Origin of the sequence: Marinobacter sediminum, from assembly GCF_016820575.1 — a bacterium.
GTDB lineage: Bacteria > Pseudomonadota > Gammaproteobacteria > Pseudomonadales > Oleiphilaceae > Marinobacter > Marinobacter sediminum.
Genome location: NZ_JAEMQH010000001.1, coordinates 375,016 through 397,001 on the forward strand (window position 1 = coordinate 375,016; position 21,986 = coordinate 397,001).

The window sequence follows — 21,986 nt, forward strand, 5'->3', positions numbered from 1 at the left end:
CAAGAGCTTACGCCGACTTGAGCATCTCACGCACCACGTAGTGCAGGATGCCGCCATGCTTGAAGTACACCGCCTCGTTGGCGGTATCGATACGCGACTTCAGATCACAGCTCGCAGTTGAACCGTCCTTGTAGGTCACCGTCATGGTCAGGGTCTGGCCCGGCTTGATGTCACCCGACAAGCCCTCGATGCTGATGGTTTCCTCTCCGGTGAGCTTCAGGCTCTTGCGATCCGTGCCCTCGGGGAACTGCAGCGGCATGACACCCATGCCAATCAGGTTGGACCGGTGAATCCGCTCGTAGGATTCCGCCACCACCGCTTTTACCCCCAACAGACGCGTGCCTTTGGCAGCCCAGTCACGGCTTGAGCCAGTGCCGTATTCCTTGCCGGCAATGACCACCAGTGGTGTACCGGATTCCTGGTACTTCATGGCCGCATCGTAGATCGGCATTTCCTCACCGCTGGGCACATGGCGGGTAAAACCGCCCTCAACGCCATCAAGCATCTCGTTGCGGATGCGCACGTTGGCAAAGGTGCCCCGCATCATGACCTCGTGATTGCCCCGGCGGGAGCCGTAAGAGTTGAAGTCTTTCGGTGCCACACCGTGTTCCTGCAGATACTTACCGGCCGGTGTATCGGCTTTGAACGAGCCCGCCGGCGAGATGTGGTCAGTAGTGACCGAATCCCCCAACAACGCCAGGATATTGGCATCCTTGATGTCGTCAATGGCATCGGGCTCTTCGCCCATTCCCTCAAAGAACGGTGGGTGCTGGATGTACGTGGACTTGCCGGACCACTCATAGACCTTGCTCTCCGGGAACTTGATCGCCTGCCAGGTGGCATCGCCATCGAACACTTCCCCGTATTCCTTACGGAACATGTCGGTCTTCACTTTTTCCACGGCTTCGGAAATTTCCTGCTGGCTTGGCCACAGGTCCTTCAGATACACCGGGTTGCCGTCCGAACCGACGCCCAGGGGGTCCTTGGAGAGATCCAGCCGGACGTTGCCGGCCAGAGCATAGGCAACTACCAGGGGTGGCGATGCCAGCCAGTTAGTCTTCACCAGTGGATGCACCCGACCCTCGAAGTTGCGGTTACCGGACAGGACCGAGGCCACGGTCAGGTCGCCATCGGCAATAGCCTTTTCCACCGCCTCGGGCAGTGGCCCGGAATTGCCGATGCAGGTGGTGCAGCCGTAGCCCACCAGGTTGAAGCCCAGCTTGTCGAGATCATCATCCAGGCCGGCGACTTTCAGGTAATCAGTCACCACTTTCGAGCCAGGTGCCAGCGAGGTTTTCACCCAGGGCTGGGTTTTCAGGCCCTTGGCGACCGCCTTCTGGGCGATCAGGCCCGCGGCCATCATGACGCTCGGGTTGGACGTGTTGGTACAAGAGGTGATCGCGGCAATAACCACCGCTCCCGGATCGAGACGGGATGTTTCACCATCCATCTCCAGGGGCTGGCTGGCAGCATGCTCGTAGCTGTCGTGGATACCGACCGCGGTCTGGCCCCCTTCGGAATCCAGCTTGTTTTCCCGGGTTTCGGCCGGTCCCTCAGCGGTTTCCATCAACAGCTCGAACGACCCCTTCATATTCTTCAAGGCAACCCGGTCCTGCGGGCGCTTCGGCCCGGCCAGGCTGGCTTCGACCTCGCCCATATCCAACGCCAGGGTGTCGGTGTAAACCGGTTCATGACCTGGCTCGCGCCAGAGGCCCTGGGCCTTGGCGTAGGCTTCCACCAGCTCGATCTGGGCATCATCGCGCCCGGTCAGGCGCATATAGGTCAGCGTTTGCTCGTCCACCGGGAAGAAACCACAGGTAGCGCCGTACTCCGGCGCCATGTTGGCGATGGTGGCTCGATCCGCCACGGGCATGTCTTTCAAACCATCGCCATAGAACTCGACGAACTTACCCACTACGCCTTTCTTGCGCAGCATTTCGGTGACAGTCAGCACCAGGTCGGTAGCGGTAATGCCTTCGCGCAGCTTGCCACTGACCTTGAAGCCCACCACTTCCGGAATCAGCATCGACACCGGCTGACCAAGCATGGCCGCTTCCGCCTCAATACCGCCGACACCCCAACCGAGAATGCCCAGGCCGTTAATCATTGTGGTGTGGGAGTCGGTTCCGACCAGGGTGTCCGGGTAGGCAAAGGTTTTCCCGTCCTGGTCTTTTGACCACACGGTCTTACCAAGATACTCCAGGTTGACCTGGTGACAGATCCCGGTGCCCGGGGGTACCACCCGGAAATTGTCGAACGCCTGCTGCCCCCAACGCAGGAACTCGTAGCGCTCCTGGTTACGCTCCATCTCGATGGCGACGTTGTCCTTGAACGACGAGGCATCGCCAAACTTGTCGACCATCACCGAGTGGTCGATCACCAGATCCACCGGCGATAGCGGGTTGATCATAGCGGGATCCTTGCCGGCTTTCTTGACCGCTTCGCGCATGGCGGCCAGATCCACCACGCCGGGCACGCCGGTGAAGTCCTGCATCAGCACCCGGGCCGGACGAAATTGGATTTCGGTGTCGGAGCCGCGGTCCTTCAGCCACTGCACCATGGCATCAATGTGACTGCGATCGACCGTAGCGCCATCCTCGTTACGGAGCAGGTTCTCCAGCAGAACTTTCAGTGAGAATGGCAGGCGGTTAATATCCCCGAGGGTGTCAGCCGCCTTCGGCAGGCTGTAGTAGTGGTAGGTCTTGCCTCCCGCTTCCAGGCTGGACAAGGTGTTCAGGCTATCGTTCGACATGGTCTGCCTCCTTTGCGTCGTATTCCGGCTGTTGCGATAACTATTGCACCGATTAAACAGAGTTCAACCGCGGACCCCTGAATGTTCGACATTCGCCCGCTGAATAGTGCCCTTGCAGTAGTGCCATTAGAGCAACGCCTTGGCATTGCTCCAAGATACCTACAATTGCCGTTCGCCGTACAGTTGAGCATACAGTCCGTCTTGCCGGATCAGCTCATCGTGATGGCCTTCTTCGATAATCCGTCCGTCCTCAAAGACATAGACCCGGTCCGCCTGCTTCACGGCGCTGAGCCGGTGAGCAATGATCAGCGTGGTGCGCTGGCTCAGGAAGGCTTCCAGATCCCGGTGCAGCTGGTACTCAGTCTCGGCATCCAGCGCCGAGGTGGCTTCGTCGAGAATCACGAGGGAGGGGTCCGACAGAATCATCCGGGCAATGGCCAACCGCTGGCGCTGACCGCCGGACAACCGCACGCCCTGCCGCCCGACCATGGTGTCGAGCCGAAGGGGCATGTCCGCCACCGTCTTGTCCAGCTGGGCAATCTGCAATGCCTGCCAGAGCTCGGTGTCAGTTTTCTCCCGCCCCAGGGTGAGGTTTTGGCGCACGGTGTCATTGAACAAGGCCGGATGCTGCAGCACCGTGGCCACGTGTTCCCGAAGGCAGGGCAGGCCGATTCTCTGCACCGGTACGTCATCAATCAGGATCTCCCCGCGCTGGGGCGTGTACATACCCAGAATGACCTGCACCAGGGTCGACTTGCCACCGCCACTGGTACCGACCACGGCGACTTTTTCACCCGGCTCCAGGCGTAGGTTGATGCCCCGCAGCACGGCCTCGTCGTCGTAACTGAAGTGTATGTCCCTGAGTGTGAGACTGACCGTGTGCCGTTCCCGGAAGGGGTTTTCCAGGGCCGGATAACGCGGTTCCTCCTTCAGCTCCAGCAACCGGTTTATCCGGCCCAGGGCAGCATTGGCGGCAAACCAGGCGTACTGCATGTTCAGCATCTCCTGCACCGGAGTCAGCATGAACCAGAGGTAGCCGAAAATGGCGAACATCATGCCGATGCTCAGATCGCTGAACAGCACCGTAACCATGGCTGCGCCACGGAAGACATCGACGCCGAACTGGAACAGCGCAAAGCTGGCCCGGGTGGCGGCGTCGCTGCGCCATTCAAACTGGATGGCGTGATCCCGGACCGTCCTTGCCCGATCAATCAAGTGACGCAGGTAGTGCTTTTCCCGGTTCGCCGCCCGGAGCTGGTGAATGGCATCGAGGGTTTCGGTCAGATCGCCCTGGAATTCCTCGTAGGCCTCGTTCTCCCGGCACTTCAGATCCTTGACCCGCTTGCCGATCAGGATAGTGGAAAATATCACCAGTGGATTAAACAGCAGAATCAGCAGGGCCAGCTGCCAATGCACCCACAACAACACCATGGCGGTGCCGGTCACGGTCAGGCTGGCCACCAGGAAACGACTGATGGTGGTGCCCAGGAACTGGTCTATGGTGTCCAGATCGGTGATGAAGTGGCTGCTGATGCCACCCGCGCCACGAGTCTCGTACTCGGACATCGCCACACGCTGCAAACGGCCGAGCAAGCGCGACCGGATCCGGAACACCACATCTTTGGAAACCTTGGAAAATTCCCGGGATTGCAGAACATTGAACGATAACGCCGCCAGCCTCAGGCCGAAGGCCACCAGCACCATCACACCGATATACACCAGCGGCTGCTGCCAGGCCTCCGGCAAGACCTGGTCCATCACCGGCAGCACCGGCCCGCTCTCTTCCAGTAGCACCTCATCCACCAGCACCGGCAACAGCAGGGGCACGGGCACACTCATAAGGGTCGCCATGATTGCCAGGCCATTGGCCTTTAACAGGCGAGGCTTATGCTTCAGCGCCAGCTGAAAAACATCGCGCCACTGGTATTTGCGCTGACCTTCGTCCTGATCGGCGGTCTGACTGGGGTGATGGTGCGGGTTCAAAAATCCTCCGGACTGAGTGCCTATCAAGATCGATACGATGGCGACCAGCCATCAGTCTACCGTGTCACGGGATTGCTGCGATTGCCGATCAGTTCTGTCATGATTGACCGACGCTTTTTCTGACGGACCAGGAACAAAACCCGCTGTGAAACACGACTGCCATTACCACCCCGGCGACCCGGCCAAGTGGCACTGCTCCGAGTGCCAGATGCATTACTGCACCCGCTGTATGCCCGATGCCGACACCCGCCAGCGCCGGGCACTCTGCCCGCAGTGCAGCAAGGCCATGCGTTACCTGGGCGCCGCCACCGAGGTGGTGCCCTTCTGGAACCGCATCGGCGCATTTTTCCGGTACCCGTTCCACAGCGATCCGCTGATGGTCATTGCCATCTGCACCCTGGTTCCCATTGTCGCCCCCGCCAATCTCATAGGCATTGTGATCTGGGTGCTGCTGGCCTTGGCCCTGTTCAAGTACACCTACGCGGTAATCAACCACACGGCCGAGGGCCACTTGAAACCGCCCCCGGTTTCCGTGGCGTTCAGCGGCAGTGGCTTCAGCATCGTACTACTGCAGTTTCTGGTGTTTGTGCTGATGGGCGGCCTGGTCGCTTCTGCCGGCATGCTGGGCGGGCCGCTATTGATGATGCTGACGCTGGCGTTCGTGGTGCTGGCGCTGCCGGCCAGTATCATGGTGCTGGCCATGGAGCGCTCGGTGGGCGCTGCCGTCAACCCGATGAACCTGGCCATGCTGATCTCCCGGATCGGCAGCCCCTATTTCCTGTTGTACGGTTACCTGATCCTGCTGACCCTGGCCTCGGGGGCCGCCCAGGATTTTGCCGTTAATCACTTCCCGTTCTGGGTGTCTCAGCCGCTGGCCGGCTTCTTGAACAGTACCTTCACTCTGATCCTGTTCCACATGCTGGGTTACCTGCTGTTCCAGTATCAAGAGGAGCTGGGTTTTGCCTCAGACCTGCAAGACGGGTTGGAGCAGCAGGACAGCCACCACCGTGATCGCAGTGCTCGCTTTGATGCGGACATCGACATGAATCTGAAAGACGGCAACTACGACCGGGTTCAGTCCATGCTGAAAGAAGCCCTGAAGCGTGACCGGGACAACAGCCAGCGCCTCGGCCAGCTGCATCAGCTGCTGACCGCCCGCAACGACGTCTCGGAGCTGTACCGCTATCACCCCCGATTGCTGGCCTGGCTGGCCGATCGCAACGACGGTGATAGCATGGCGGCGCTGCTGGACACCCTGCAAACCGCCGAACCCCAGTTCCGGCTCGACGACCCTGAACTGTCGGTGCGCTGCGCCCGAGCGCTGTACCACCGCGGCCAGTACAAACCCGTTTTGCGCCTGCTACAGGACTTCCACAAACGCTTCCCGGACAGCGATCAGCTCGCGCAGGCCTACCTGCTGGTCGCCAAGGCGCTGGCAAACGGAATGAATCAGTGGGAAAAAGCGACGGCGTTCCTGACCTTTATCCAGAAACGCTGCGGGAACGATCCGCTGCACAAACAGATTGGCACCTACCTGGAGCAGGCCGAAAAGCGCGAGCCGCTCAAGGGGCCGAAGGCGACCTTCGCAGTTCAGGAGTAGGCTAGCCGGGCGGGCTTGTTCCGAAACACGCTGTGAATACATCCATGTACGCTCGGCTCCGCCTCTCAGCGCTAACTGCTCCTGCGTCGCACTGAGAGTCCTGAACGGGCCGTCCTTGGCCCGTCCGTAAAGAGCTTCGCTCTTTACCCATGGCTCCGCACGGTTTCGGAACAAGCCCGCCCGACTACCCAGCAATCATTCAGTTCGCGTTCAACAACTGCCGGTAGTGCCGTGCCTTCGGCTCCATCTGTAACTTCTCGAATTCCTCCACCAGCAACCGGCAGGCCTCTGACGTAAGCAGCTGATCGCCAGTACCGCGCAGGCGCTCAAAGGCTTTTTCGGCGGCCTTCAGATCGTGCTGTTTCAGACTGGTGAACAGCACCCGGTTGTGGTCTTCGGCATCCAGGGGCTGGTGACTCTCGCCTTTGCCGAGGAATTCCTGCCAGATCTCAATCACCTGCTCCGGCTGGCGCCGGGCCAGCGCGTCGTTCATCAACTCCCGGGTTCGGTCCCGGTACTCCGGCAAATCCGGGCGTAACTTGGCCAACTGGTACAGGTGCTCAAGCAGAATGGGCCGGTCCGGATAATGCTCCCTCAAGGCTACAAACTGATGGTGGGCCAACTCGAACTCCATGCGGCCCAGGCTGGCCATGGCCTGGGCGTAGCCACTGGTGAAGCGGGCATCCTGCTCGTCTTCCTCGGGCTCGAAAAACTCTTCCCGCACCTGCAGCCAGCTGCGACCAAGCATCCACACCAGGCCGGCGCCAGCAACCAGGCCGCCGGCGTGCGCCATGTAGGCAATACCGGTAGCCCCGGCAAACCAGTAATCGTAGATCTCCTTGCCCAGCCAGACCGGCAGCATGGCCAGGGCCGGAGCCCGGAAATAATTGAAATACACCCCGAGAAAGTAGAAGAACCGGATTTTCTGCAGGCCATAGATGGCCACGTACATCCCCATCAGGCCGGAGATGGAGCCAGATGCACCAACCAGGGGAACGTAACTGCCCGCGGAAAATGCCGTGAACATCAGACCGGACAAGGCCCCGCAGATCAGATAGGCCACTAGGAAGCGCCCGGCCCCGAGGGCCTTTTCCACGGTGAAGCCCAGCAGGAACAAAAACACCAGGTTGCCGATGATGTGACCCCAGCCGCCGTGCAGGAACTGGTAGGTAATCAAGTTGTAGAGAGAGATTTCAGCCGGCACCAGGCCAAGCTGGAAGGAACTGAGTTTCTGGATGAAGTTCTCTTCGATGGGAAGCCGCTGCTCGGCCCAGCGAGCCCGATCGGCCGGCGCCCAGATCACTTGCTGGTTGTTCTGCAGGTAGCGGTAGAATTCCCGGTCCATCAGCAGGCTCACCGCCAACCAGAAGGGCTCGTCGCCCTCGCGCAGCTCCTGGAACTGCTGCAGCTCATGGACCCTGTCCTCGGCACCTTCGAAGCGGATCTGGCGCTGGAGGTAATCCTCGTAGGCCGGGGCCTCAAGGGATCGCAGGTCGGAATTCAGGTACTGACCCACCGCTTGTTCGATCTTCCGGCTGTCCCCACCCTGATAAAACAGGAAAACCAGCAGGCAGGTCAGCATCAGGCCGAGGGTGATCCAGGGCGGGCGCTTCCAGTTAACGGTGTTCTCGGCGGGGATTATCAGCATGGGCGGTCACAATTCATCACAATCTGTCCCTGAAAACCTGTTTTTTTACCACAGTAAGGCCTTCTTTTCGCGTTGTAATGTCTTTTAAGCGGTAAGGCGTCACGAATGCACTCCAGCAACGATGACCAATGCCATGGATTAGCTGGCGCCCTGTCATGCAAGGGTCACAGAAATACCATCTAATCAGGCCATCAGGGCTGCCGTGCAAACGCTTATCGACCTTTCGCCAATTGCCGTTAGTCCTGCGCCAACGAATAGTGAGCCGGACTAACAAGAAAAACCGGATACTGGAATCAAGGAAATTGCCAATGACCGTACTCGTTTTGGATAACCCAGAGCTGATCGCCAAGGCCGCCATGGCGTCCGGTTTCACAGCCGCTGCCCTTGCCACCGATACCAGGCGTCCGCACCGGATGAAGTTTCATTACGGCTTCAATAAGCATGCGCTGGACGATACCGACGTCGCCATTTTGCAGCAGCATGCCACCTATCTGCGGCAATACCCGGGTGTCCGGGTGCGCATTCACGGTCACTCCGACAATTTTGGCGCTGAGGATTACAACCAGTTTCTGTCCCGGCTTCGGGCCAACGCCGTCGCCAGGCTACTGATGCACGAAGGGGTAGCCGAGAACCAGATCCTACTGACCGGCTGGGGCTCAACCCGGCCACTGGCAACCCTGGAAGACCACGCGGCCAATCGCCGGGTGGAGCTGGAATACCTGACCCAGGATATGGACCAGGCGTTACAGGGCTAACATCGGCTCAAAAAAAGGGGGCTCGCAAGCCCCCTTTTTTGATGCCGGCCTGAGTAACTCAGCCGTATACCTTCCAGACATTCCACAACAGCAGCACGGCCGTGAACAGAATGGCCAGCCAGGTCATGATAATGCCCAGAAAGCGCGCCCAGTGGGTGCCGCCCCGGCCATTCAACATGCCCCAGGCATGCAGGATACGGCCGACCACCAACACCATGCCGGTCCAGTAAACCAGGCCGGTGGCAACACCGTTCAACTCAGCAATACCCAGCATAATCAGAGCAATGGGAGCGTATTCCACCAGATTACCGTGGGCCCGGACCGCCGCCTGAAAATCGCGGTCTTCGGTTACGCCAATGCCCTTCTTGAACTTGAGGCGGAACTTCACCACCTGAACCGACAGCACCAGCAAAAGAATGCCAATGACCGCGGCAAACACTCCGGTTACGGGTACGATCATGGTCAGCCCTTCTTGATCTGGCTAACAATGGCCAGCAGCAGGACCGCCCCCACCGTTGCCGTTACCAGCTCGCCAACCGCGCCCTGAGCCGCTAGACCGAGCAGACGGAACACGAAGCCGCCGATCACCGAGCCGACGATACCAATACCGACATTGGCCAGCACCCCAAAACCACGGCCTTTCATGATCAGCCCGGCCAGCCAGCCAGCAACACCGCCGATTATCAAAAACAGAATCAGATTCATGGTTTGCCTCTCCGTGAAGTTCGTTCAACAATTTTTCAGACCCGCAAAGCCTGCCCTGTTTACCCAGGCGCTTCAAGAACTTCCACAGGTCAGTGGGGGACAAATACAGAATGGCTACAGATCAGCGATAGCCTCGGCCATCAGCTTATGGCATCGGGCCATCAGCTCGGGAATGTCTGCGGTGGTCATCCCGGCCGTTTCGATGGGTGGCAGGATACGAACGGGCACCGGCTCGCGCTGACCGCGCCAACCCAGGATTTTATCCTGGTATTGGCGGGCACAGACCAGGGTAATGGGTGCGCCGGAGGCAACGGCGGCGTGGAAGGCGCCTTTCTTGAATTTCTGCAGGCCGCGGCCCTGGCTGCGGGTGCCTTCGGGAAACACCCACAGACTCTTTTGGTCGCGAACAATGGCTTCGCTGGTAGCCTGCATCACCGCAACGGCCTTGTGCGAGCGGGCGCGATTGAGGATCACGTTGCCACCGAGCCAGAATACCTGGCCAAAAAAGGGAATCCACACCAGCGATGACTTACCAACCGTGACTGTGCGCGGTGGCAGCAGGTCGCCCATCACGAACAGGTCGTCATTGTGCTGATGATTGGCAAGCACCACGGTCGGACGATCGGAGGGCATGTTTTCATGACCTTCGAGTGGCCGCTCCATGCCCAGCAGAGCCCGGCCCACTCGGGCCACCACTTTTGCCAATAACCGGTTGTTGTCCGGGTTAAACGGCCGGGCCAGATACAGCACCAGTGCAAACAGGCAGATAACCGGTACGCTCACCCAGGCCAGGAATTTTCTTAACGCTCCCATGACATCCAACTCTATCGCCAAACTTTGGCGCACAAGTGTACGCTAACCTCAAATTCCGGCAACAGTATCCATTGGTTCCAGTTGGTTACGTTTTAGCGGTACCTCGGCACGGGCCTCCACCACATACCGCAGGGGACCACGGGCGTCCATGCCGTCAAACGGATAACAGGTCACCAGAATCAAGGCATCGTCGGCCAGTGCCCGGGTATCAATCTGCTCCGATCTGCTGTCGACAATCCGCGTGGCCTGAACCCGGTAATGGCGCCAGCCACCCGCCCGGTCCTGCAACCGCAGTTCGCTGCCGGTCTTCAGATACTGTAGCTGATCAAAATGGGTATCGCGGTGACCGGCAATGATCACCGGGCCCCGACTGCCCTCCGCGCCCAGCAGTTGTCCCGGTCCAAATGCCAGGCTCTCGCCATGACCACCCGCCAGCACAATCATCGAGTCGCCCAGTTCCGGCACGGTTAACCGGGCTACCGGCCAGGTGTCGGCCCAGGGCCAGGGCCGGGTTTCGATCTGCCGGGCCTGGCTCTCGGCCCAGGCCAGCTCCAGCAGTTCCTGGGCAACCACCGCCTTGAGGGGAATCCACAGTCCGAACACCAGCAAAGTCGCGGACGATGTCAGCAGCAACAGCAACAGACGGCTCATGAGGTGGCCCTCCGCCGTAACAATCCGAAGGCCAGGGTAAACATCAGTCCAATCAGGCCCAGGGCGCTAAACAACGGGGCCAGCGTTGCGGTCTGGGGGTAACGCAACATGCCGTCCTGAGCACCCGCGGGTAACAACGTGGGTAGGTGCTCGGTTTCAGCGGTTTCCCCGCTCGGCCGGGCCGGCTCATCATCCACCGCGACAAAGCTGGTGTAGGGCGACATTAGGCTGTGCTCCACCGCCAGCTCGGTCACCCGCGCCTTGTTTGGCTCGCTGCCTTCCACACGCGCACTATCCAGCAGGTGGTCGATTTTCTGCCTGGCCCACTGGCGATTCAAACCACGTCCCGGCGCCGCTTGCTGCGCATCCAGCGATTGTACCCAGCGCCGACCACCGGGCAACTGGCCAGAGACCTTCACCACACCCGACGGTGCGGTGCCGCGAACCACTTGTATCAGCGGCTCACCCCGGAACAGATCACCGGTGCGGGCGGGGAAGCGTTCAACCTTGCCGCTTTGCTCCGGCCACTGCACCCGGACATCGGTCAACACCGGTGCTTCCATAGCGGAGAACAGGCGCTGCAAAGGCCCACTGACATCAGCCGGGTCCTGAATGGCGGTGTACAGGCCGCGGCCCCAACGTGCCGCTTCACGCATGAAGTGCATGTTGGGAGCCGAGCCAATGCCGACTGTAAACAGACGCTGGCTGCCAAGCTGCTGGCGTATCTGGGCAAACAGGGCGGCTTCATTACCAACCGCACCGTCGGTAATAAACACCACCTGGCGCACCCGCTCGCCGGCGTTTTCGCCAGCGCTGGCGGAGCTAGCCAGCGCCCGCTCCAGCGCCGGGGCCATCTCGGTGCCGCCATCGGCCTGCAAATTAGCAACATACCGTCGGGCCCGCGCCAGGTTGTTGGCGGTGGCCGCCTCCGGTTGCATGAACAATGCATGGGTCTGGCTGTTGAAGCGGATAACGTTAAAGCGGTCGTCCGGGGTCAGGGTCGCGAGCCCCTGCTGGAGTGCCGACCGGGCCTGGCGAATGGATTCCCCGGCCATGGAGCCGGAGGTGTCAATCACGAACACTAGATCCCGTGGCAGCACCTGGGCCTCATTCACCCCAGGCACGATCATGGTTAGCAGGTAATCGTCCTCCCGCCAGCGCTGGTGAAATACCGCCGCCGTTGGCTCCCGCCCGGCCAATGGCTGCCAGCGCATCACAAAATCCCGGTCCATCAGTATCTGCTCAGACTGCACCTGAACCGCCTGACCATCGAAGCTCGTCTGCAACGGATGGGACGGACTGGTAACCCGGGCCAACGGTAATCCGGCATCAATGGTCATCCGGATATCCGCTCGATGACTGGTGGCGGCAACCTCATCCGCCTGGACCGTAAACGGGCTGATGGCATCGGCATCCGGCACCTGGGTCGACGGCAGCGCCCAGCCGCCGTGCCATTCCCGGGGCTGTTCTGCCAGCGGCTGTCCGGGCATGTACCGCGGCATCAGAGTGGTGGGCACCCGCAACTCAAACTGCCCCGCGTGGTAGTGCACCGGTTGCTGATATTGAAGCTCAACACCTATAGTCTCGCCCGGGGGGATGTTGGCCACCCGGGCGGTGAAAAGGTTTGGCCGCTGCTGCTCGACGTTGGCGGCACTCTGCCCGGCGGAACGGGCGTTTTCATAGGTCTTGCGAGCCTCCGCTTTCGGCTGCACCTCGCCAACGATAGTGCGCTCACCCACGGTCATGGTCAGCCCATAGACACTGGCTTTCTCCGGCAACGGAAACACAAACACGCCCTCGCGCCAGTCATCGCTGGTATTGCGAAACCGTCGCGACAGCTTGGTTTCCGCCAGCAGGCCACTGACCTCAATATCAAACTCACTGTCCAGAACGATGGCCGGCTGCTGCCAGCGGCCGGTGGCGTCCACGAAGTGCAGCACACCGGCACTGTCCGGCTGGCGCTGATCCGCCTCGGCATAAAGCGGATGGACAAACAGCATCAGCAGGACCGCCAGCCACAAGCTGACGCCTTCGGCAAAGCGCCGGGCCCGGCGACGCTGGCTGTCGGTGCGCGTGGGTGTTAATTTGAGCAATCCGGTGGAGAGCATCATGTCGGGATCCTTTTCGCTGCATGCTTGGTCGAGGTGTCAGCATTTCAGCAATCCCGCGGGTATAAGAGGTGGCAGAACCGGGCATTCCGGCCGCAAATAATGATCAATTGTGGCAACCATCGGTGACAGCCTTGTGCCGATGCCTGCAAATGTTTAAATAACAGTTCCCCTATTAATCAGACCGTAACCAGACTGTCGTGACCATGAAGAAGCACATTGTTCTGATCGAAGACGAGCCTGCCATTCGCGACAATTACCGGGTCGCGTTCGAACGCCGCGGTTACCAGGTGTCGGCCTTCGGCGACCGGCCATCGGCCTGGCAGGTGCTGCGCCAGGAGTTGCCGGATATTGCCATTATTGATGTCGGCCTGGGCGAGGAGCCGGAAGGGGGCTTTGCCCTGTGCCAGGACCTTCGCGCGCACTCCAAGACCCTGCCGATTATTTTCCTGACTGCCCGGGACAGTGACATCGATTCGGTGCACGGCCTGCGCCTGGGCGCCGACGATTACGTCACCAAAGACATGAGCATGGAGCATCTGCTGGCCCGGGTGACCGCGCTGTTACGGCGAGCCGAGGCCTGGACTGAAGCCCTGCAGAAGCCCGATGAAGTGCTGGAGCGGGGGCGCCTGACCCTGAACCTCGACCGGATGACCGTGGCCTGGGACGACCAGCCGCTGGACCTGACCGTAACCGAGTTCTGGATGTTGCACTCGCTGGTGCGGCATCCCGGCCATGTGCGCAGCCGCGATCAGCTGATGGAAGCCGCCAGCACCGTGCTCGACGACAACACAGTGACCTCCCACATCAAGCGGATTCGCCGCAAGTTCATCCAGGTGGACAACCGGTTTAACGGCATCCAGACCGCCTATGGCATGGGTTATCGCTGGAACGCCCATGAGGTCTGAGCCTTGACCCTGAAGCGGCAGCTTCTGGTTGCCAGCCTGCTCATGCTGTTCATTCCATGGGCGGGTCTGCAGTTTGTGCTGGAACTGGACGACGCCCTACGCCAGCAGGCCGGCGAGCAGCTTCGGATGCAGGCCAAACGGCTGGCTGAAACCGCCGGCGACGCGCTTATTGGTCAATCACCGGTAACCTCCGATGAGCCCGCCATTTACGTCGACACCCTGTACCGCTCGCTGAATCTGGATGGCTACCCGGACGACTGGCCCGGCTACGAGGAAGGTGCAGCGAATGAGGAAAGTCCAGTCTCAGCGCCAATCAGTGGCGAAGCGGAAACCAGCCAGCCCGCCCTGACCTGGCAGGCTGCTTCGGATGGCCGCCACCTGTACCTGCTGATTCGCATCAGCAACCGGCAACCGGTGCTGTACGACCCGGGCAATCCCGACGCGCCCCACGACCGCCTTTTGCTCTGGCTGCAGTCACCTGCGGATACCGTCGATAAGGCTGTCGAGCAGCAAACCTGGCTGATCCGCACCACCGCACCCGGCACGTTCTACGCGCTAAATGGAGGGGATGGTGAATCTGGAAAAGCCAGTAAGCGCCCCGACTACCGGGTAACGGGGAGCTGGCAATCCACGCGTTCAGGGTGGCAACTGGAACTCCAGATGCCGGCACCGCCGGCAGGCAGCCGGCTTGGTTTTGGTGCCCGCTGGACCGTTCAGTATGAACAAGTCGGCGTGAACACGACAACAGAACCGCTGCCCATGCTGGTGCGTCCGAACCAGGCACTGGAACGGCAACTGGAGCCGCGCCTCAACCCCGGCCAGCGGGTGAGGGTACTTGAGCCGGCTGGCTGGGTGCGAGCTCAACAGCAGGTCAGCGCGGAGCATACCCGGCCGGAATTTGACCAGCTCAGTCCGCTGGAAGTGACCGAGCAAATCAGCCTCAATGCCCTGCGGGCGCTGATCCGGTTCTATCAGCCTGAGCCGGCTCAAGCGCCCGGCGACGGCCACAAATTAATCCCGGAGGCGCAACCGTCGGAAGGCCTGGTCCGACACAGCGATGGCAGCATCTGGCTGCTGACCAGCGAACCGGTGTTTGGCGGCCGCACTCTGATCCTCGAGCAGTCCCTGGACCAATTGCTAACCCTATCCGGCTCTGCCCTGGGCTCGGTCATTGCCCGCAGCACCCTGATTATCGTTGGCCTGACCCTGGTGCTGCTGGGCTATGCCAGCTGGTTGTCCTGGCGCATCACGAGGCTACAGCGGGCGGTCAGTGCCAGTGTTGACGACGATGGCCGAATTATCGGCAACCTGCCACCCGCCAAAGCCAACGATGAACTCGGGCAACTGCAACGCCATTTCAGCCAGATGGTGGATCGCCTGCATGGTTACAACCGCTATCTGGAGAGCTTTTCCCGGCGCCTGTCCCACGAGCTGAAAACCCCGGTCGCAGTGGTGCGTTCATCGCTTGAGAACCTCAGCCACAGCGAATCGGAAGCTGAGCGGACGCAGTACCTGCGCCGAGCCTCGGACGCCACCGATCGCTTGCGCCAGATCCTGAACGGCATGAGTGAAGCGGCCCGGCTGGAACAGAGCTTTGATCACGCCGACAAGGAGCCCTTCGATCTGGCCGAGGTTGCGGCCCAGGCCACCGCCGCCTATCAGGGCTTGGACCCAAGCCACCGGATTCAGTACGTCGGCCCGGAACAAGGGCTGGCCATGACCGGCTCACCGGAACTGATCGTGCAACTGCTGGACAAACTGGTGGATAACGCCCGGGACTTTACCCCCGAGGGTGGGCTGATTCAGGTGGCCCTGGCCTCGCAGCCGGACGGCCTGTGCCTGACCGTGTTCAATGAAGGATCGGCACTGCCGAACAATACTGGCACCGACATCTTTGACCCGTTCGTTTCCCTGCGCGACGGACGCGAGGAAGGCCACCTCGGGCAGGGCCTGCTGATTGTCCGCCTGATCGCCGATTTCCATGGCGCGAACGTAGACGCGGCCAATGCCGCCGAAGGCGGCGTGGATGGCGCCCGGTTCCGCGTCACCCTGCCCCCGAACGGCTGAGGCTAGTCCTGCGCGAACGGATGCCCCGCGAACTGGCGATAAAACTGATTGGCCGTGCGGCCGTTGCGAACGCCCTTGCCGGTCGCAAACCGAATGGCGTGCCGGTGCAGCGCCTCCCGGTCCGGCACCTCCGGGAACAAGGCATCGACAGCCTGTAGGTAGACGTCCTGTGAGAACGGGTAGAACGACAACTGAAGACCAAAGCGATCCGCCAGCGAAACCTGCTCCTCGATGGCTTCGGCCGGGTGCAATTCGCCATCCTGCATGGTGCTCTTGAGGTTGTCGGACATGAACTCGGGCATCAGGTGTCGGCGATTGGAGGTGGCATAAACCCGGACATTCTCCGGCGGCAATTCCAGCGATCCTTCCAGCACGCTCTTTAACGCCTTGTAGCTGGATTCGCCGACATCGAACGACAGGTCGTCGCAGAAAATCACGAACCGGAAACTCAGATCGCAAATGTCATCGACAATTTCCGGCAAGTTCACCAGATCGTCCTTGTCCACTTCGATCATCCGCAAACCGCGATCACTGTAGCGATTCAGCAGAGCCTTGATCAGCGAGGATTTTCCGGTGCCCCGGGAGCCCCAGAGCAGGGCGTTGTTGGAAGGCTGGCCAGCCAGGAATCGTTCGGTATTCCGGGCCAACGCCTGTTGTTGGCGATCGATACCGGTCAACGCCTCCCACTGCACCGGATCGAGGCGGCGGATTGCGCGCAAACCGGACCGATGCCGGCGCCAAACGGCAGCGGGCGTGGTGGTCCAATCCACTGAACTGGCAACTGTACTGGTCACTGGCATACCCCTTCTGTCCTATTCCGTCCACCCTCGGCTTGTGAAACACTGAAGCCCTGGATGGATTCTGTAACACGGAGACTTTACCTCAAATGGCCGTAAAATCCGTCGCCCTGGTGGCGCACGACAACAAGAAGAAGGAACTGGTGGACTGGGTTGCCGAAAACCGCACCCGCTTTACCGCACTAACCCTGTACGCAACCGGCACGACGGGCCGCCTGCTCCGCGAACATCTCAAACGGGACGATATCCGTTGCCTGCTCAGTGGCCCCCTGGGTGGCGATCAGCAGATCGGAGCCAAGATTGCTGAAGGCGAAATCGATCTGCTGGTGTTCTTCTGGGATCCCCTGGAACCCCAGCCGCACGACCCGGACATCAAGGCCCTGCTGCGCATCGCTGCGCTGTGGAATATTCCAGTGGCCTGCAACCGGGCGACAGCAGAATTTATCCTGACCTCGGCCTACATGACGGACGATCACCACCAAGCCAAGCGGCCCGATTTCAACGACTACACCGGCCGCAAGGTCTCTTCCTGACAACCGGCCCCCGTTGGGCAAGGCCGACTGCACGGACTAAACTGAAACAAACAATAATGTCTGACAGCCGGCAACCCAATGAACGACAGGTTCGCCCCCCTCAAGAGTTCACTTCTCACTTGCCTGGGGCTAGTCGTTTTCACTGTACTTCTGATTTGCGCCTGGCAACCGGCCCTGGGCGCCGAAACCTCCGACGAAAAAACCACTGTCTCCATCGGCGTCGTCGCTGACAGCAAACCCTATTCCTTTTTTGAAGGTAGAGTCACCTCCGGCTTATCGGCCGACATACTCAAGGAAATCGCCGCCAACAGCGGGCTGGAGTTTGAGTTCCGAGTCGGGAACTGGCCCGAGCTCTATGCCGCTTTTCTGAACGGAGAGCTCGACGCCATTGACGCCATCTCGTACCGGGAAAGCATGGCTGAGGAAATCCTGTTCACCGAGCCCTACCACATCCGACAAACCTACCTGATGCAGGACGACACCCGGCCGATCGGGCACATTCAGTCGCTGGCTGACCTGCAGGATATGAAGATTGGGGTGGTAGAAGACGTGTACTACCGCGACTTGCTGGTCGAACAGGGTATTGATATCAGCACCTACGACTCCTTCCCGGGCCTGGTGCGGGCCCTCGCCTTTGGCTGGGTGGACGCCATCATCGGACCGCGGCTGAGCCTAAAATACCAGGCCAAAATCGCGGGTTTGGATTTCCTTTCGATCGCCGCGGAAGCCCCCCTCGGCCCCCTAGCGCAGGAGGACCTGCGCATCGGTGTACGAGCGGAGAATCCCGTGCTGTTCCGCAAGATACAGCTGGGACTGGCGGCCATTTCCAAACCGAGAAGAAACGAATTACTGCAACGCTGGCAAGAGTTTGGCGGTGCCAGCCTTATTGGTGGGGCGGAGTTTCAGTTGGACGAAAACCAGAGGGAGTTCCTGGCTGAGCTGGGACCGGTTCGGGTCGGCCTGATGGAAGACTATGCGCCGTTCAGCTTCAAAGACGCTGGCAAACTTCAGGGATTTTCAGTGGATGTGCTTACGCGGCTGGCTGATCTCACCGGGCTTCAGGTCATTCCTGTCAGCGGCCAGTGGTCTGAACTGTTTCCAATGCTGCGTGATGGCACCATTGATGTTCTCGGCAATATGTCGCTGACCGAAGAGCGCAAAACCTTTACCAGCTTTACCGCTCCTTACTACATCATTCCCAATGTCGCATTTACCCGAGACGGCGGCCTCGTATTCGATAACTTGAGCAGCCTTCAAGGTTTATCCGTTGGTATCAGCAAAGGTATTTACTATCAGAACGAGGTCGTCAGCATACTCGGAGACAACACTAAGGTGTTCGACTCCCAGGAATCGATGTTTTCAGCTCTGGAGCAGGACCGCATCGATGTGGCGCTGGCAGCCTTGCCCAACGGTAACTACTGGGTTCAGGAACTCCGCATCCCGGGCGTTCGAATTGCCGGTGAACTGGTGCTGGAAGATCATCCCGGGGAGGACCTGAGATTTGGTGTCCGCCGGTCACTCGCCCCTCTGGCCAGCATTCTGGATCATGCGCTGGCGACGATCAGCCCGACCGAAATGCGAACGATCGAAAATCGCTGGCTGGGCGCCTCTTCGGCCACGAACAACCAGAGCCTCAGCAAACCCCAATTTTCTGCTGAACAGCAGCTGTGGCTGGACCAGCGCAACCGAACCATCACCTACTGCATTGACAACGACTGGATGCCCCTGGAGGGGCTGGATTCATCAGGTAATCACACCGGCTTATCGGCTGAGGCCCTGCGCCTGTACAGTGAACGCGGCGACATACAGTTCAAGCTGGTGCAAACCGAGTCCTGGCAGGCCAGCCTTGAGGCGGCACGGGACCGGCGCTGCGATATGCTCTCGCTGGCAATGCGCACCCCCGAGCGGGCTCAGTACATGAACTTCACTACGCCGTACCTGCACGTACCCAACATTATTTTGGGACGCATCGAGGCGCCGTTCATTGAAAACGTCGGGGACCTCCGCAACCAGCGAGTAGGCCTGGTGCGGGGCTACGCCTTTGCCGAGCTTCTGGAATACCGCTACCCCGGTCTTAAACCGGTCGAGCTGGAGTATGAGACCGAAGGTCTGAAACGGTTGCAGGACGGTGCGCTGGATGGCTACGTCACTACCCTGGCAACCGCCATGTACCACTTGCAGGAGCTGGGCCTGGCCGATATCAAAGTGATTGGCCGCATACCCGCTGACTGGTCATTATCGGTCGCCACCCGCAGTGATGAGCCCTTCCTGCTCGACATCATGCAAAAACTGGTGGACAGCCTGACCCCGGAGGAACGGCAAAACCTGGAAAGTTACTGGCGCAACATCAAGATTGAGCAGTCGGTGGATTACCGCGTGGTCTGGCAAGTGCTGGGCATTGCCTTGTTTGGCGCCTCACTGCTGTTCTACTGGAATCGCAAGCTTGACCGGGTTAACCGCCAGCTGGAGGGAGCCAACGCCGCCCTCGCCCGCCTGAGCGTGACCGACGATCTGACCCAGCTGGGCAACCGCAGCTACTTTGACCGTGAGTTCCGCAAGAGTTTTCAATGGTGCCAGCGCAACCGCGACGGATTTGCCGTCGCCATGGTCGATGCTGATCTGTTCAAGGGTATCAACGACACCTACGGCCACGAAGCCGGGGATCACTGCCTGAAAGCTCTGGCCGAAAAAATGCGCCATCATTTCAGGCGCGAGACCGATCGCCTGGCCCGCTTTGGCGGCGAAGAGTTTGTCATTTTCACCACCTTCCAGACCTCGAAAGAGATTGTTGAGCGCCTCGACCGATTCCGCGATGCCGTCGCCGACGGCCCAACCGTCTATAGCGGAAAGGAAATCCACCTTACCGTGAGCATCGGATTGGCCACCGGCGTGCCGGAACCAGACGACTCGCCAGCGCATTTCCTGCGGCTCGCGGACCAGGCGCTCTATGCCGCCAAGAAGAATGGCCGTAACCGGCTGGAAGTGCGCGCCATCAGGGATTGATGGGTGCTAGACTGCAAAAAAATCACAAGGAGGACACCATGGCACGCATCTACGAGGACAATTCCCTTTCCATCGGAAACACCCCCCTGGTCCAGCTCAATCGGGTAAGTGACGGGGCCACCATCTGGGCCAAGATTGAAGGCCGCAACCCCGCCTATTCCGTAAAATGCCGCATCGGCGCGGCCATGATCTGGGATGCCGAGAAACGTGGGGTCCTGAAACCCGGCATGACCATTGTAGAACCCACCAGCGGCAATACCGGCATCGCGCTGGCTTTCGTCGCGGCGGCCCGCGGTTACCGGCTGGTGCTCACCATGCCGTCTTCCATGAGCCTGGAACGACGCAAGGTACTCAAGGCACTGGGTGCTGAGCTGGTTCTGACCGAGCCCGCGAAAGGCATGCCGGGGGCAATCGCCAAAGCCGAAGAGTTAGTCGCCGCCGACCCGGATACCCACTTCCTGCCCCAACAGTTCCAGAACCCGGCCAACCCTCGCATCCACGAGGACACCACGGGCCCGGAAATCTGGCAGGACACCGACGGCGAGATCGACGTCTTTGTGTCCGGCGTGGGCACTGGCGGCACCCTGACCGGCGTCTCACGCTATATCAAGGAAACCCGGGGCAAGAAAATCACCACGGTGGCCGTGGAGCCAACCGATTCACCGATCATTACCCAGACCCTCAACGGTGAAGAGCCCAAACCCGCTCCCCACAAGATTCAGGGCATTGGCGCTGGGTTTGTGCCAAAAAATCTCGATCTGGACATGGTGGATCAGGTGGAAACCGTGTCTAACGAAGACGCTATGGAGATGGCTCATCGCCTGATGCAGGAAGAGGGCATTCTTTGCGGTATTTCCTGCGGTGCGGCGGTGGTTGCAGCGGTTCGTGTCAGCAAACAGCCAGAGTACAAGGGCAAGAATATCGTGGTGGTGCTGCCGGATTCGGCGGAACGCTATCTGTCGTCAGCGTTGTTTGCCGATCGGTTTGGCGATCTGGAAAACAAACAGTAGGCATTTAACGCGGGGCACGGCCGCTGGCCGCGCCCCTGCTGATCCTTAGAACTGGTACTTCAGACCAACTCGACCGGTATCAAATTCAGGTCCATCGTTGGTGACCTGACCGTTGAAGTCATCTTCGTCGATATCCACGTTGTAGTGGTTGTACTCGGCAAATGCGGTCAGCTGGCGCGTGACCCGGAAATCGACGCCGGCCCCCACAAACGGACTCACCTCATCGTAGGTTTCGTCTTCATCAAACGCGTCTACATCGAACGCTGATGCAAAGGCACCCACCTTACCGTATACGCCGAAGCTGTCAGTTAGCGGGAGCCGACCAACGGCACTTAGCCCCGCACCCTTCAATTTCCCTTCAACGTCGTCTTCACCAAAATTACCAAAATCGATGTATTCCGCTTCCAGGGCAAAGAACGGATTGAACTGGTAGCCCAAGGCGACACCGAGCATGTCGTTTTCGTCTTCGAATTCACCGCCGTGGGCCTTATAACCACCATAGCTACCACTGATGTAAGGCCCAGTCTGTTCACGATCAACACCATCCTGCGCCCAGACAGCCGGCGCGGTAAACGCAGTCGCGGTCAGAACGGTGGCACAGGCAAAACGGGTTGTGGAATTCATAAGGCAGTCCTCCTAGTGAGTTCAGATGT

The 21,986-nt window shown here is 60.0% G+C and carries 17 protein-coding genes; 7 read left to right on the forward strand and 10 right to left on the reverse strand.

Annotation, left to right across the window (positions count from 1 at the left end; all coding sequences use genetic code 11):
* Window positions 1-7: 7 nt before the first annotated feature.
* Both acnA and FGO67_RS01705 read right to left on the reverse strand, forming a co-directional pair.
* Window positions 8-2,752, reverse strand: a complete 2,745-nt coding sequence (gene acnA, locus FGO67_RS01700; protein WP_203299011.1) for an aconitate hydratase AcnA — start codon at window positions 2,750-2,752, stop codon at window positions 8-10.
* 159 nt (window positions 2,753-2,911) lie between these two features.
* The gene (locus tag FGO67_RS01705) at window positions 2,912-4,735 is read right to left on the reverse strand and encodes an ABC transporter ATP-binding protein (protein WP_203299012.1); all 1,824 of its coding nucleotides are present in this window, start codon (window positions 4,733-4,735) and stop codon (window positions 2,912-2,914) included.
* 145 nt (window positions 4,736-4,880) lie between these two features.
* Between FGO67_RS01705 and FGO67_RS01710 the strand changes: the two genes are divergently transcribed.
* On the forward strand, window positions 4,881-6,335 hold the full coding sequence (locus FGO67_RS01710) for a hypothetical protein (protein ID WP_203299013.1): 1,455 nt from the start codon (window positions 4,881-4,883) through the stop codon (window positions 6,333-6,335).
* Window positions 6,336-6,534: 199 nt separating this feature from the next.
* Here FGO67_RS01710 and FGO67_RS01715 read toward each other — a convergent pair whose 3' ends face one another.
* Window positions 6,535-7,983, reverse strand: a complete 1,449-nt coding sequence (locus tag FGO67_RS01715; RefSeq protein ID WP_203299014.1) for a rhomboid family intramembrane serine protease — start codon at window positions 7,981-7,983, stop codon at window positions 6,535-6,537.
* 308 nt (window positions 7,984-8,291) lie between these two features.
* Between FGO67_RS01715 and FGO67_RS01720 the strand changes: the two genes are divergently transcribed.
* Window positions 8,292-8,738, forward strand: a complete 447-nt coding sequence (locus FGO67_RS01720; protein WP_203299015.1) for an OmpA family protein — start codon at window positions 8,292-8,294, stop codon at window positions 8,736-8,738.
* A gap of 58 nt (window positions 8,739-8,796) precedes the next feature.
* Here FGO67_RS01720 and FGO67_RS01725 read toward each other — a convergent pair whose 3' ends face one another.
* The 5 genes from FGO67_RS01725 to FGO67_RS01745 all read right to left on the reverse strand — a co-directional run bounded on the left by FGO67_RS01725 (window position 8,797) and on the right by FGO67_RS01745 (window position 13,018).
* Window positions 8,797-9,198, reverse strand: a complete 402-nt coding sequence (locus FGO67_RS01725) for an MAPEG family protein (protein WP_138439907.1) — start codon at window positions 9,196-9,198, stop codon at window positions 8,797-8,799.
* A 2-nt stretch (window positions 9,199-9,200) separates the two neighbouring features.
* Window positions 9,201-9,443 carry a GlsB/YeaQ/YmgE family stress response membrane protein gene (locus tag FGO67_RS01730; protein WP_041339979.1) on the reverse strand — a complete coding sequence of 81 codons (243 nt, stop codon included), beginning with the start codon at window positions 9,441-9,443 and terminating at the stop codon, window positions 9,201-9,203.
* Between the two features lie 114 nt (window positions 9,444-9,557).
* The gene (locus FGO67_RS01735; RefSeq protein ID WP_203299016.1) at window positions 9,558-10,256 is read right to left on the reverse strand and encodes a lysophospholipid acyltransferase family protein; all 699 of its coding nucleotides are present in this window, start codon (window positions 10,254-10,256) and stop codon (window positions 9,558-9,560) included.
* 48 nt (window positions 10,257-10,304) lie between these two features.
* A complete protein-coding gene (locus FGO67_RS01740) occupies window positions 10,305-10,907 on the reverse strand; it encodes a class GN sortase (RefSeq protein ID WP_203299017.1) in 603 nt (200 codons plus the stop codon).
* Entirely contained in the window at window positions 10,904-13,018 is a 2,115-nt protein-coding gene (locus FGO67_RS01745) for a marine proteobacterial sortase target protein (protein ID WP_203299018.1), read from the reverse strand. Before FGO67_RS01745 ends, FGO67_RS01740 begins: the two co-directional genes overlap by 4 nt.
* A gap of 203 nt (window positions 13,019-13,221) precedes the next feature.
* Here FGO67_RS01745 and pdsR point away from each other — a divergent pair, with 203 nt between their 5' ends.
* Together pdsR and FGO67_RS01755 are read left to right on the forward strand one after the other, a co-directional pair.
* Window positions 13,222-13,923 (forward strand): proteobacterial dedicated sortase system response regulator, encoded by a 702-nt coding sequence (gene pdsR, locus FGO67_RS01750; protein WP_203299019.1) that lies wholly within the window; start codon window positions 13,222-13,224, stop codon window positions 13,921-13,923.
* A 3-nt stretch (window positions 13,924-13,926) separates the two neighbouring features.
* Window positions 13,927-15,990 (forward strand): ATP-binding protein, encoded by a 2,064-nt coding sequence (locus FGO67_RS01755; RefSeq protein ID WP_203299020.1) that lies wholly within the window; start codon window positions 13,927-13,929, stop codon window positions 15,988-15,990.
* A gap of 2 nt (window positions 15,991-15,992) precedes the next feature.
* Here FGO67_RS01755 and FGO67_RS01760 read toward each other — a convergent pair whose 3' ends face one another.
* A complete protein-coding gene (locus tag FGO67_RS01760) occupies window positions 15,993-16,790 on the reverse strand; it encodes an ATP-binding protein (protein WP_203299021.1) in 798 nt (265 codons plus the stop codon).
* A gap of 86 nt (window positions 16,791-16,876) precedes the next feature.
* Between FGO67_RS01760 and FGO67_RS01765 the strand changes: the two genes are divergently transcribed.
* The 3 genes from FGO67_RS01765 (at window position 16,877) to cysK (ending at window position 21,333) form a co-directional block, all read left to right on the forward strand.
* A complete protein-coding gene (locus tag FGO67_RS01765; protein ID WP_203299022.1) occupies window positions 16,877-17,320 on the forward strand; it encodes a methylglyoxal synthase in 444 nt (147 codons plus the stop codon).
* 78 nt (window positions 17,321-17,398) lie between these two features.
* The gene (locus FGO67_RS01770) at window positions 17,399-20,323 is read left to right on the forward strand and encodes a transporter substrate-binding domain-containing diguanylate cyclase (protein WP_203299023.1); all 2,925 of its coding nucleotides are present in this window, start codon (window positions 17,399-17,401) and stop codon (window positions 20,321-20,323) included.
* Between the two features lie 38 nt (window positions 20,324-20,361).
* On the forward strand, window positions 20,362-21,333 hold the full coding sequence (gene cysK / locus FGO67_RS01775; protein WP_203299024.1) for a cysteine synthase A: 972 nt from the start codon (window positions 20,362-20,364) through the stop codon (window positions 21,331-21,333).
* 45 nt (window positions 21,334-21,378) lie between these two features.
* Here cysK and FGO67_RS01780 read toward each other — a convergent pair whose 3' ends face one another.
* On the reverse strand, window positions 21,379-21,957 hold the full coding sequence (locus FGO67_RS01780) for a porin family protein (RefSeq protein ID WP_203299025.1): 579 nt from the start codon (window positions 21,955-21,957) through the stop codon (window positions 21,379-21,381).
* Window positions 21,958-21,986 lie beyond the last annotated feature (29 nt).

What these genes read in the sequence shown, in the direction of transcription:
- acnA (WP_203299011.1), bottom strand. Translation starts at nt 2,752, where the DNA reads ATGTCGAACGATAGCCTGAACACCTTGTCCAGCCTGGAAGCGGGAGGC.
- FGO67_RS01715 (WP_203299014.1), bottom strand. Translation starts at nt 7,983, where the DNA reads ATGCTGATAATCCCCGCCGAGAACACCGTTAACTGGAAGCGCCCGCCC.
- FGO67_RS01720 (WP_203299015.1), top strand. Translation starts at nt 8,292, where the DNA reads ATGACCGTACTCGTTTTGGATAACCCAGAGCTGATCGCCAAGGCCGCC.
- FGO67_RS01725 (WP_138439907.1), bottom strand. Translation starts at nt 9,198, where the DNA reads ATGATCGTACCCGTAACCGGAGTGTTTGCCGCGGTCATTGGCATTCTT.
- FGO67_RS01730 (WP_041339979.1), bottom strand. Translation starts at nt 9,443, where the DNA reads ATGAATCTGATTCTGTTTTTGATAATCGGCGGTGTTGCTGGCTGGCTG.
- FGO67_RS01735 (WP_203299016.1), bottom strand. Translation starts at nt 10,256, where the DNA reads ATGGGAGCGTTAAGAAAATTCCTGGCCTGGGTGAGCGTACCGGTTATC.
- FGO67_RS01740 (WP_203299017.1), bottom strand. Translation starts at nt 10,907, where the DNA reads ATGAGCCGTCTGTTGCTGTTGCTGCTGACATCGTCCGCGACTTTGCTG.
- FGO67_RS01745 (WP_203299018.1), bottom strand. Translation starts at nt 13,018, where the DNA reads ATGATGCTCTCCACCGGATTGCTCAAATTAACACCCACGCGCACCGAC.
- pdsR (WP_203299019.1), top strand. Translation starts at nt 13,222, where the DNA reads ATGAAGAAGCACATTGTTCTGATCGAAGACGAGCCTGCCATTCGCGAC.
- FGO67_RS01760 (WP_203299021.1), bottom strand. Translation starts at nt 16,790, where the DNA reads ATGCCAGTGACCAGTACAGTTGCCAGTTCAGTGGATTGGACCACCACG.
- FGO67_RS01765 (WP_203299022.1), top strand. Translation starts at nt 16,877, where the DNA reads ATGGCCGTAAAATCCGTCGCCCTGGTGGCGCACGACAACAAGAAGAAG.
- FGO67_RS01770 (WP_203299023.1), top strand. Translation starts at nt 17,399, where the DNA reads ATGAACGACAGGTTCGCCCCCCTCAAGAGTTCACTTCTCACTTGCCTG.
- cysK (WP_203299024.1), top strand. Translation starts at nt 20,362, where the DNA reads ATGGCACGCATCTACGAGGACAATTCCCTTTCCATCGGAAACACCCCC.
- FGO67_RS01780 (WP_203299025.1), bottom strand. Translation starts at nt 21,957, where the DNA reads ATGAATTCCACAACCCGTTTTGCCTGTGCCACCGTTCTGACCGCGACT.